We start from the raw sequence: 11582 nt of genomic DNA, 5'->3' as shown, positions 1-11582 counted from the left end.
GCGGCGCGCATGCCGCCGTGACCGGCAAAAATATACAATCGACCCGATGCCTCGCAGGCATGAAGCGCCGGCCGCCCACTCTCGCTTGCCACCATGAACGCACCCGCTGACACCCCGCCTTCCGCGCCGCCGGTACTCGGCGTCTACCGGCAGTTGGCCGACCCGTCCGCCGGACAATGGGTCGTCAGCCGTTCCGAACGCGCGCACATGTACCGGATCCAGCATCACCGGCCCGACGGCAGCACGTCGGTCGATACGGTCGTCGATGCCGACAACCTCGACGCGAAGCTGCACAAGTGGCTTCGGGAAGGCTACGTCCGGCGCGAAGCGGACGACCGCGCCGCCCCCGCCCATCGCGCCGGATTCATGCAGGACCTGCGCCGCGCGCACGCGTCGCGACCGGCGGCGGCCGTCGACGCAACGCACACCGCGCAGGTGGGCGGCGTGCCGATGCCGCGCGGCCCGGGCGGGCCGCTCGTGCCGCCGCCGAATCCGGCCTACCTGTTCACCGCGCGCGCAACCGGCGTGCTCGAAGACATCGTCGAGAACCGCCGCATCCTGCTGATCGGCCATACCGGCACCGGCAAGACGAGCCTCGTCGAACAGGCCGCCGCGCAGGCCGGCCACGGCGTGCTGCGCTCGAACATGAACGGGCAGACGACGGTCGGCGATTTCGTCGGCTTCTGGACCGTCAAGGGCGGCGAGACGATCTGGGTCGACGGCGTGCTGCCGACGGCGATGCGCGAAGGCCTGTGGCTCATCGTCGACGAGATCGACTTCGCGGAACCGGCGATCCTCGCGGTGCTGACCGCCGTGCTCGAACCGGGCGGCCGCCTGCTGCTGAAGGAGAAAGGCAACGAGATCGTCGTCCCGCATCCGTCGTTCCGGCTGTTCGCGACCGCCAACGCGGTGGGCGCGATGGGGCAGTTCCGCCACCTGTACCAGGGCGCGAACGTGATGAACGAGGCGTTCCTCGACCGCTGGCGCGTGTACCACCTCGACTATCTGCCGCCGGCCGACGAGGCCCGCGTACTGGAGCGAACCTTCGGCGCGGCGATGTCGGCGGCGATGGCCGCCACGCTCGCGGCGATCGCTGCCGACTGCCGCGCCGCGTTCGTCCGCGAGGATCTGGCCAGCGCGTTCTCGACGCGCCGCCTGCTCGACTGGGCCGAGCTGATGCTGCGCACCGGCGACCCCGAATCGGCCGCCGGCCCGACGATCTATGCGAAGGTCGGCGCGGAAGACGCCGACCTGATCCGCAGCATCATCCGCCACTACATCGACGTCGAGGCCTGACGCGATGGACCGGGACGACGACGCGCGGTCGCTGCACCTGACCCGGCTCGCCCGCACGCTCGCGCAACGGCACGGCATCGAAGTGCGTTTCGCGCGCCACGGGCCGGCTGTGCAGCGCGACGTGCTGGTGCTGCCCGACACGCTGCTCGCCGGCGAGATCGACGACGACGCGATCACCGGCTTCGTCGATCTCCATGCGGCACGCGCGCGCTTCGGCGCGATCGACACCGTGGCCGCACTGGCTTCGCCGGCGGTGCGGGCCATCGCGCAGGCGATCGACGACCGACGCGTGTCTGGCTGTCTCGTCGCGATCTATCCCGGTGCGAAAGCGTTCCTGGGCCGGATGCGGGCGGTATCGGCCGCCGACACGCAGCGCCGGTGGCCTCGCATCGCGTGGCGCGACAGGCTGCTGTCGCGCATCGAACGTGCGTTGTGGGACGAGCAGCCATCCGCCCTCGAGCGCATGCCGTCGCTCGACGCGACGCTGGCCGCATGCGGCGATCTCGTCGACGAAGCGCGCGCCGTGACCTCGACGGCCGACAGCATCCGCACGGCACGGCGAATCGTCGAACGCGTGCGCGCGCTGGCGTCGGCCGGCGCGAACAACATGATGTTCACGGCCGATCCCGGCAGCACGCTCGACAGCGACGCCATCGCCGCCGAGTTCGAACCGGACGGCCCGGGCGCGTCGGACGACGCGCGCGCGCCGGTCGCGGCCGAATCCGGCGCCGGCACGATCGCCGACACGGAATCGTCGACCGAATCGCCGTCACCGGGCGACGCGGCACCCGGCGCGATGCGCCTGTCGGCGGACAACCGGCCGCTGTTGTCGGTCCCGTTGACGACCGCGTTCGACACGGTGACGGACTTCACCGGCCAGGGCGCACCGGCGCATTGGCATCGCCTGCGCGGCGCCGCCCGCGCGCAGACGGAGCCGCTCAAGCTTCAGCTCGAACGTGCGCTGAAAGTGGACGAGCAGACGCGCTGGAAGCGCGAACAGGAGCGCGGCGAACTCGACCGGACCTCGCTCGCCCGCCTGGCGACCACCCCCGGCTATCGCACGCCGTTCCGCATCAAACGCGCGGCACCGGGGCGCGATGCGGCCGTCAGCTTGCTGATCGACTGCAGCGGCTCGATGGCCGGCAGAAAGATCGAACTCGCGACGCTCTGCGCCGCCGCGCTGTGCGACGCGCTGATGCAGCTCGGCTTCGCCTGCGAAGTGCTCGGCTACAGTTCCGTCGAGGATCCCGCGATGCGCGCGCACTACCGTCGCTGGACCGACGCGGGCCACCGCACGTTCGGCTACAACCGGTTCGTCGAACGGCTCGATCTGCGCGTCTACAAGCGCTTCGATTCCGACAACCCGAGCGGGCTCGCCTGCATCGAATGCGGCCACGAGAATCCCGACGGCGAAGCACTGAGCTGGGCCGCCGCGCGGCTGCTGTCGAAGCGCGCGCGCCGGCGGATCCTGATGGTGCTGTCGGACGGCTATCCGGCCACCGGCGACGGCAACCCGGCGATCCTGCGCACCGACCTGCGCACACGCGTCGAGGCGCTGCGCGAGCAACGCGTCGAGCTGATCGGCGTCGGGATTCTCGACGATGCGGTCGAGTCGTTCTACCCGGTCAGCAGCGTGGTCGAACACCTGAACGCACTGCCGGGCGCCGCGTTCGCCGTATTGAGCGATACGCTGCTGGATCGGCGATAGTCGTCGGTACGACCGTTCGAAGCGCCCGTCGCGTCGCATGCTCGTCACATCGGGCGACTAGCATCGTCCACGATCGACGCCTGCACCGACATCGCCGCCTATCCCGGCATGCCGGCCCTCGTCATGCACGGCGCACTCGATGCGGTCGTGACCGACCGGAACGCGACGCAACTCGGCATCGCGTTCGCACGGCTCAACCGGATCGTCGACGAACACGATGCAATGCGGGTCGGCGAGCAACACACCTACGCACGCGACGATGCGGCTTACACCGACTATCTGAAGGGCGGCCGGCTCGTCGTCCGGGTATGCATCGTCAGCCGGCTGGCGCATGCGTGGAGCGGCGGCGATCCGCGCGAGCCGTTTCATTCCGCCACCGGGCCGGACGCCACCGCGATGTTCTGGCAGTTCTTTCGTCGCCAGCGCCGCAAGCGCGTGCGATGACGCGCGGCCCTGTCCGGGGTTCTCGCGAACGGCCGCCGTCATCGCGTCACGCCCGTTGCGCCAGCGCAGCTGCGTTCGCGTGGTCGCCGGCACGCCGCACCGGCAGCCGCACGCGAAAGGTCGTGCCGCGACCGGGCATGCTCGTCACGTCGATCGTGCCGCGATGGCGCTCGACGATGCCGTGCGATACCGACAGCCCGAGCCCCGTGCCCTGCCCGACCGGCTTCGTCGTGAAGAACGGATCGAAGATCCGCCGGACGACGTCGGGCGTCATGCCGGCACCGGTATCGCTGATCGCGATCGACACCTGGTCGGCGTCGCCCGACGTGCGGATCGTGATCACGCCATGCTCGGCAATCGCCTGCGCCGCGTTGACCAGCAGGTTCATGAATACCTGGTTCAGTTGCGACGGCAGGCATTCGACAGGCGGGAGATCGCCGTAATCGCGCACGATGTCCGCCTTGTACTTGAGTTCGTTGTGCACGACGTTGAGCGTACTTTCGAGCCCCGCATGCAGATCGACCACGCGCCATTCGTCGCTGGCCGGGCGCGAGAAATCGCGCAGGTCCTGCACGATGCGCCGCACGCGCAGCGCACCGTCGATCGACTCGTCGATCAGCGTCCCGATCTCGTCGCGAACATAATCGAGATCCGCGGCGCGGCGGGCAGCCGCCAGCACATCGCGGGTGGCCGGATCGAGCTGCGGCAGCGCGGCTTCATGCGCCGCGACCACGTCGAGCAGGCTGCGCACCCACGTCTTCAGCGTATTGAGGTTCGCGCTGACGAAGCCGATCGGATTGTTGATCTCGTGCGCGACGCCGGCCGCGAGCTGCCCGATCGACGCGAGCTTTTCCGACTGCAGCAACTGCTCGTGCGTTTCCTCGAGCACATGCAGCAGGCGCCGCTGTTCGTCCTTCTCCTGTTCGAGCAGCGCGTGCGCGGCCTTGCGTTCGTCGATCTCGGCCACCATGTTTTCGCGCGTGCGCTGCAGCATCTGCGTCGTCTGCTCGTAGCGGCGCAGTGCACGCTCGAGCTCGTCGGTGCGCAATCGCACGAGCCGCTCGAGCGTATCGGTCATCCCGCGCAGGAAAGTTGTGCGCGCATCGAAACGGCACAGCATCAGCGTGACGACCAGCGTCGCCATCGTGAACAACGCGACCGTCGTCGCGAGCCACGGCGCATCGACCCCTTGCGCGGCGCCGCATCGCGCATCCTGCGCGAAATGCGCGGCCGCCATCCCCGTGTAGTGCATTCCGGTGATGGCGAGCCCCATGATGACGGCCGCGCCGACGCGTTGCGCGGTCGCATGGCGCGCCTGCCGCGCGCGCAACGCCTGCGCAACCCAGAGCGCGGCCGTCGATGCGACCACGGCAATGCCGATCGACGCGGCGAACAGCCCGGCATCGTAACGAATGCCCGGCTGCATGTGCATCGCGGCCATCCCCATGTAATGCATGCCGGCAATCCCGCCGCCCATCAGCACGCCGCCCGCGCACAGCCGCCGCCAGCCCAGCCGCGCGCGCGTGACGACGTTCAGCGCGAAATACGACACGAGCACGGCGATCGCCAGCGAGATGCCCGTGCCCTGCCACGCATAGCCGAGCGGGATCGGCAGCGAGAACGCGAGCATGCCGACGAAATGCATCGACCAGATGCCGGTGCCCATCGCCGCCGCGCCGCCGCCGAGCCATGCCCGCTTCAGCTTCGGGTCGTCGAGCAGCGAAATGAACGCCGCGAGATCGAGCGTCGTATAGGAGGCCAGCGTCGCGATCGCGAGCGACAGCACGACGAGCGAAAGGTTGTAGGTGCCATGCATGATCGGACGCCCGAAGCGGGTTGAATGCGTCGCCGCGGTGCGCGGTCGATCGCGCGCCGCGACCGCCAGGCCGCGGTGCCTCGGTCAGGCCGGCGGCGCACCGGCGTCGGACACCTGCGCCGACGCAGCCGGCCCGGCCAGCACGAGGATGTCGAACGGCGTGCCTTCCCGCGTCTCGAAGCGCCGCACGAGTTCGATCTGGTGCGCCGACATCACGCTGCCCTTCGTCATCAGCAGCACGCCGCGATGCGTGCGCAGATCGTCGGCGAGCCGCATCCCTTCGCGCAGCTGGGCCGACCGGATCTCGGCGACGGATGCGGCGATGCCGAGGCTCGCGGGATCGCGCATCAGCTCGACGAAGCGCGCGACGAGCTGCGGATCGTAGCGCACGCTCGCCTGCGAGCGCAGCACGTCGATCGCCTGCTCGATCGAATGCGGCGCGCCGATTTCACCGTGACGCAGCCCTTCGAAATCGCGTGCGATCGCGACGATCCGCGAGCCGGCCGGGATCGCGTCGCCGACCAGCCCGTCCGGCGTGCCGCGCCCGTTGAAGCGCTCGTACTGATGCAGCACGATCGATGCGACCTTGTGCAATTGCGCGACCGGCGTCAGCACCATCTGCGCACGCAGCGGATGTTCGTGGAACAGCCGGTGCTCGTCCGTGCTCATCCGCGCGAGCGGTTTGTGCAGCAGTTCGTCCGGCAGCGACAGCTTGCCGATGCCGTGCAGCAGCCCCGCGAAATACACGTCCTGCGCATGCAGTTCGCTCATCTCCGCCGCGAGCGCGAGCCGGCGCGCGATCTCGCCCACCCGCATCGCATGCCCGCTCGCCGCCCCGCAGCGAAGCTCGATCATGCTCGCGCAGACCTGGACCATCGCCGTGAAACTGCTTTTCAGGTCGCGTTGCGCGGCTTCCAGGAACATCACGGTCTGGCCGAGCTCCTCGGTCCGCGCACGCACCTGCGTTTCAAGATCCGTGTTGAACAGGCGCAGCGCGTCGTTCTGCGCTTCCGTCAGCGCGGCCAGCCGGGCCGCTTCGCGACGCAGGCGGCGCTGCTCCAGCGCCTGCTCGATGGTCAGCAGCAGGTCGTGATCGTCCCACGGCTTGTTCAGATAGCGGTACACGCCGCCGTCGTTGACGGCCTGCACCACCGACGCGATTTCCGCATAACCGGTCAGCAGGATGCGCATCGTGTCCGGATACAGCGCCCGTGCGCGCGCCAGAAACTCCGCGCCGCTCATGTGCGGCATCCGCATGTCGGACACGATCAGGTCGATGTCGGTCGCCGCCAGGATCGCGAGTGCGGCCTCGCCGCTCTCGGCGGTGTGGATGTCGTAGCCGGCGGGCCGGAACACGCGCCTGAGCGCCGACAGAACGTTCGGCTCGTCGTCGACCAGAAGGATCGACGGGGTGCGATCCGTGCCGTCGGATGTCGTGGTTGCGCTGGATGTGTCGGGCAGCGCGGCATTCACGCCGTTTATTGCAGATGTCGTCATAATTGGCCTCGGATCAATTATTCACACCCTCTCTGCAACATCGGCCGCCTTCGCGTTTTCCATATTGGTGAAAACGCTGATATGCGCGCTGGTTGATGTCAACCGGCGTTCATCGCGCAGGCGCTACGTCGTTGCCGTGCCCGGTTCGCGCGTGTAGTAGATGTCCCATTCCGCTTCGCCGGTCCGCACGAAGCCGTGTCGTTCGTAGAAGCGGTTCGAATCGCTGCCGCGCAGGGCACCGACGCGCACGGGTATCCGTCGCTCGTCGGCCTCGGCAAAGATCTCGCGCAACACGGCGGCGCCGATCCCCTTGCCCTGATGCTCGGGCGCGACATACAGGTGGTCGAGCAGCCAGTGATCCTCCATCGGGCGAACCAGATAGAAGCCCGCTCGGGTGCCATCGGCTTCGATGAAGCGGCACAGCGCCGGGTCGAACGACGCAAGAAACCGGTCGCGCGCACGCTGCGGATCGAAACGACCGAGGCGTGCGAGGCTGTCGCGCATCGCGGCGATGCGGATGGCGACGAGCGTGTCGGCATCGGATTGCGCGACGGGGACGAAGGTCAGGTTCATGGGCTGGCGGGATTCGTGGGGGAGCAAGCGCCCGGCGTGGCGATGCAGCGCTGCCGGGGCGTCGAAGACGAATATCAGCGCGGGTTGATGTCTTGCGCTCGCGTGGCCGGAGATCGCAGGTACTTGCCGACTGCATGGGGGACACGCATCACGTAACCGGGATGGCACGTCCTGCAGCGATCGGCGTGACCATGCGGACCTCGATAACACATTGTCTCGATGCCGCTCCTATAAGGGAAACTCCGTAAAGCGTCAGGTTATCAAACCAGATTAACTTATATCAAACAAATTTTGACGCTGAATTATGTTCCTGATATGTTTTTTCGGCGTGCAAAAAGCGACCCGGCTGCGTGGGTGCTCGTCGAAACGATCCATGCACGTCGCCTGCGACTGAACGGGACGCTCGATCAGCCTGCAAGGGCGGCCGGTATTTCCGGCTCGCTTTTTTCGCAGGTGGAGCATGGTCCGGTTCCGGCGTCGCCGGCCTTGCTCGCAGGAACAGCGCGAGCATGAAGCACGGTGCTGCAGGACTGCTCCGAAATGCCATCGGAAAGACGTCCGGCTCAGCACGGTAATCCGCTCGCGTTATGCGGCTGCGCGGATTCGGGACATCTGCTCGCCCGGATGACGAATACGACAGCAGGCAGGACCGGTCGACATGTTTAGCGTTTCACCACGCAACATCTTAAGGATGCCGAAATTAGTAAATTTTGCATGCCGGTCCGGCAAATATGACACCGGCCGAGACGACGCGCGGGCCGAGCGCCGTCACCCGTATTCGAATACAACACAAGCCGTTTCAATCCACCCTGAAACTATTCCTGACAGTGAAATGCAGATGAAAAACAAAATAATCAACGTCAGCGTTATCGCTGTTGCCGCCTTCGCAGCATCGTCGGCAGCAATGGCACAGTCGTCGGTCACCCTGTACGGCATGCTCGATGCCGGTATCGGCTACACGTCGAACGTCAATGGTCACAAGCGGTTCGGCCTCGATGGCGGTGCCGCCGGTTCGAACAAGTGGGGCCTCAAGGGGCAAGAGGATCTCGGCGGCGGCCTCCAGGCGGTCTTCAAGATCGAGAACGGCTTCAACATTTCTACCGGCGGCATCGGCGGCCAGGGGCCCATCGGTTCCACGCGTTCGCTGTTCAACCGCCAGGCCTACGTCGGCCTCGCTTCCGACCAGTACGGCACCCTGCGCATGGGTCGCCAGCTCGACGCCGTGACGGAAATGGTTCAAGGCCTCACGGGCGACGCCATTTCGGCGACGACGTTCTCGACGCCAGGCGACGTCGACAACAACGACAACACGACGAACCAGAACAGCGCGGTGAAGTACATCTCGCCGATCTTCCACGGCTTCCAGGCTGAAGGCGCGTACTCGTTCGGCGGCGTTGCCGGTTCCATGGGTTCGGGTCAATCGTGGTCGGCGGCTGCGACCTACGCCCAAGGCGGCCTGACGGTCGCCGGCGGCTACTTTCATGCAACCAACCAGGGTGAGAACGGCTGGCTGAACGCAACGGCGCAACCGAGTTTCGGCGGCGCGCTGGGCTATCCGAGTTCGGGCTACAACGGCGGCAATGCGTTCAAGAGCGCGGGCATCGCGCAAGTCGCGACGCAATACCAGGTTGGTCCGTACACGGCCGGCCTGCGCTACTCGAACGCCCAATACCAGGGCAACAACGGCCAGCCGTCGATCCACTTCAACGTGCTGGGTGCCCTCCTGCAGTACCGGGTCACGCCGGCGCTGTCGCTGGCTACCGGCTACACCTACGTATACGGCTCCGCAGCCACACCCACGCAGGCTGCCGAAGGCCGCACGATGGCGTCGATCAACCAGGTGTCGCTGGGTGCCACGTACTCGCTGTCGAAGAGCACCGCGCTGTACGCGATGGGGGCCTACGTCCATGCTCAGGGCGCACAGGCATCGGCTGCCGACTTTGGCGCCACTTCATCGGGCGGCAACCAGGTTCAGGTCAACATCGGCATGTTCCACGGCTTCTGACCGCCGCCCCGGAAGTCCGGAGTAATGGCCGCATTACTCCGGCAACGAACACTTCTGCTGGCAGGGCTGTACGCGAAGCATCCGGCTCGATGGATGCGAAGAACGTCGGCCTCCCCGGCTTCGAGCATCGCAAGCAAGGCGACGCGACAGCGCACACGAGGCGCCCCTCGGCGAGATCACGCTTGATCGGCGGCAGCAATGCCAGCGCCACGCCCAGCCCCTCGATGGCCGCACCGAGCTGAAACGTCGCGCCGGACCGACGACGGCACGTCAGGTTCATTGGATGGCGGGTTCGCGCGGGAGCACGCGCGCGTGGCGATACAGCGCCACACGCGCGTCGGTTTCGAACGACCTCGTCAGGGTGTCTTGATGCCTTCCGCCCGCGTGGCCAGGAATCGCAGATACTTGTCGTCCTCGTCTTCGAACAGTTCCGGCCCGCCGCCCATGTAGGCGCGCATCAACTCATCCGCCGCGCGGTCGAGATCGCCGAGTTCGAACTGGCACTGGCCGAGCCTCAGGTGCAGGAACGGGTTGCCAACCGCATTGGGGAAATGCATCGCGTTGCCGAGGTTGTCGCGGCCGGCCGTGTAGTCTTCCTGAAAGAAATTCGCGTCGCCGATGGCGGCCATCAACCAGGTGCCGGCCTCCCAGTTGGTCTTGGGCTCGGGCAGCAGGTCGAACGCTTCCCAGTACTTCGCCAGCGCGCCTTCGAAATCCTCGTCTTCCGCCAACGCGTCGCCAGCCTCGCTCAGCGCGCCGATGCGCTCGTAAAGTGCGTTGTCGAGTTCTGCCATGGGGGTCCTTGTTCTGGAAATGGAAGTGGCGTCGCGGTGCGAACGGGGGTGTTGCACGCTCTGTGCATCGTCGATGTCCGGCTGATTCGACCGGCCGACAGTGACGCAGCATACCCGAGCGGAATGACGCGTGTGCGTCGGTTTGCCGTGTACCGGCCCGGCTCGTGCCGAATGATCGTCACGGCTGCGCTGCGTTCACGCGAACGACATCCCTGCATCCATTCTGGTTGTCATCGAACGGGGAATCCCTGGCGCTCGAGAAACTCGGACACCACGGGCTCCCAGACGTCGATACCGTGCGAGAACAGCATGTGCCCGTTCTTCTCGAACGGCGGAAGCAGCCGATAGTCGGCGTTGCCGCCGGCGCGAACGAATGCATCGTGCCACGCGCTGCTATACGTCGGAGCGAAGTACTGATCGTTTTCGGTGTAGATCCAGAGCATCGGCACGCGCGCCGTTTTTCCGAATCCCGAATACATGGCTTCCAGGCGTTCGCCCTGGCATGGCACGCCGGGATGCTCGACCGGGTCCCCGCCGGACCCGCCGGCGAAGTTGATTGCCGCGACCACGCCGTCCGGATTGTCGGCCGCCATGGCCGTCGTGACGAAGCCACCGACCGATTGCCCGACGATGACGATTCGATGCGGGTCGACATGGGGCTGCCGCCTCGCATAGTCGAGTACGGCAAGCTCTTCGGTGCGAGCCGCATCGATCATCGGTGCATAGTCCTTCTGACGACATTTGCCGCTGTATTCCGGATCGAACTGCGTGCCGAACTGACCGTAGCCGATGCGCGTCGGCTCGAATACGGCGAAGCCTCGTTTCACGAAAAAGGCCACTTGCCGCGTGTAGCGAAAACGCGGCGGCGTGCCGCGATCCGTCGGGCTGCGACCATGATTGAGAATCAGGATCGGAAATGGGCCATCGCCGTCCGGAAGGAATTGCGTGATCGCTACCTTGCCCGTCTGTTCCGTTCCGTAGAAATCCTTGACGGCCACGTCGATTGTCGAGACCGATTCGTGCAGGTCCGACCTGAGCTGTTCGGCATGGACACCGGGGATCACGAGCGCAAGGCAAATCCAGAACAGACGTCTAGCCGTTTTCATGGTGACCTGCATGTCGAGAATGGACGGATGCGGCATGGCGATAGCCGAAGCGTGACGCGCGGCAGCCAACGCAATTTTTCCCGGCAATTTGAGCACGTAACTCACCGCAGCGCCAGCAACCGTCACTTCAATGATGCAGCAAGGCTTCGCGCATGAGCCTGTGCCAGGATCTATGCTTGTGCTTTTCTGGATCGGTAGTTGTCGGCCCGAAGCGGTCACTTGGTTTTCCCGATAGCGGTCAGTCAACACGGCGCAGGCGCTCCGAGAATCAGAGTAAGTGCACCCGTGTGGCTCCATGCCCACGGTGTGAGAATTCCACCAAGCAGGATTGAGCTGACCACGG

8 protein-coding genes and 2 pseudogenes are annotated in these 11582 nt (G+C 66.3%); 4 read left to right on the top strand and 6 right to left on the bottom strand.

The window, feature by feature from the left end:
* The first annotated feature begins 93 nt into the window (after window positions 1–93).
* The 3 genes and pseudogenes from AC5LXK_RS33585 to AC5LXK_RS33575 all read left to right on the top strand — a co-directional run.
* Window positions 94–1296 carry an AAA family ATPase gene (locus AC5LXK_RS33585; RefSeq protein WP_493394923.1) on the top strand — a complete coding sequence of 401 codons (1203 nt, stop codon included), beginning with the start codon at window positions 94–96 and terminating at the stop codon, window positions 1294–1296.
* Window positions 1297–1300: 4 nt separating this feature from the next.
* Window positions 1301–3004, top strand: coding sequence for a cobaltochelatase CobT-related protein (locus AC5LXK_RS33580; protein ID WP_493394922.1), 1704 nt, complete (start codon window positions 1301–1303; stop codon window positions 3002–3004).
* A gap of 66 nt (window positions 3005–3070) precedes the next feature.
* Window positions 3071–3448: pseudogene (locus AC5LXK_RS33575) on the top strand (PHB depolymerase family esterase); the annotation flags it as partial.
* Window positions 3449–3494: 46 nt separating this feature from the next.
* On the opposite strand, the gene AC5LXK_RS33570 reads toward AC5LXK_RS33575, so the two are convergent.
* The 3 genes from AC5LXK_RS33570 to AC5LXK_RS33560 all read right to left on the bottom strand — a co-directional run bounded on the left by AC5LXK_RS33570 (window position 3495) and on the right by AC5LXK_RS33560 (window position 7334).
* Window positions 3495–5264 (bottom strand): histidine kinase, encoded by a 1770-nt coding sequence (locus AC5LXK_RS33570; RefSeq protein WP_493394921.1) that lies wholly within the window; start codon window positions 5262–5264, stop codon window positions 3495–3497.
* Between the two features lie 84 nt (window positions 5265–5348).
* On the bottom strand, window positions 5349–6761 hold the full coding sequence (gene nosR, locus AC5LXK_RS33565; RefSeq protein WP_493394920.1) for a response regulator c-di-GMP phosphodiesterase, NosR family: 1413 nt from the start codon (window positions 6759–6761) through the stop codon (window positions 5349–5351).
* Between the two features lie 123 nt (window positions 6762–6884).
* Window positions 6885–7334 (bottom strand): GNAT family N-acetyltransferase, encoded by a 450-nt coding sequence (locus AC5LXK_RS33560; protein ID WP_493394919.1) that lies wholly within the window; start codon window positions 7332–7334, stop codon window positions 6885–6887.
* An 838-nt stretch (window positions 7335–8172) separates the two neighbouring features.
* Here AC5LXK_RS33560 and AC5LXK_RS33555 point away from each other — a divergent pair.
* On the top strand, window positions 8173–9339 hold the full coding sequence (locus AC5LXK_RS33555; RefSeq protein ID WP_493395088.1) for a porin: 1167 nt from the start codon (window positions 8173–8175) through the stop codon (window positions 9337–9339).
* A 127-nt stretch (window positions 9340–9466) separates the two neighbouring features.
* On the opposite strand, the pseudogene AC5LXK_RS33550 reads toward AC5LXK_RS33555, so the two are convergent.
* The 3 genes and pseudogenes from AC5LXK_RS33550 to AC5LXK_RS33540 form a co-directional block, all read right to left on the bottom strand.
* Window positions 9467–9580: pseudogene (locus AC5LXK_RS33550) on the bottom strand (LysR family transcriptional regulator); the annotation flags it as partial.
* 115 nt (window positions 9581–9695) lie between these two features.
* Window positions 9696–10133 (bottom strand): tetratricopeptide repeat protein, encoded by a 438-nt coding sequence (locus AC5LXK_RS33545; RefSeq protein WP_493394918.1) that lies wholly within the window; start codon window positions 10131–10133, stop codon window positions 9696–9698.
* A 230-nt stretch (window positions 10134–10363) separates the two neighbouring features.
* Complete coding sequence (locus AC5LXK_RS33540; protein WP_493394917.1) at window positions 10364–11488, bottom strand: alpha/beta hydrolase family protein; 1125 nt, start codon at window positions 11486–11488, stop codon at window positions 10364–10366.
* Window positions 11489–11582 lie beyond the last annotated feature (94 nt).

The organism is Burkholderia pulmonis (genome assembly GCF_984667975.1).
This window is presented reverse-complemented; position numbering and strand designations above follow the sequence as displayed.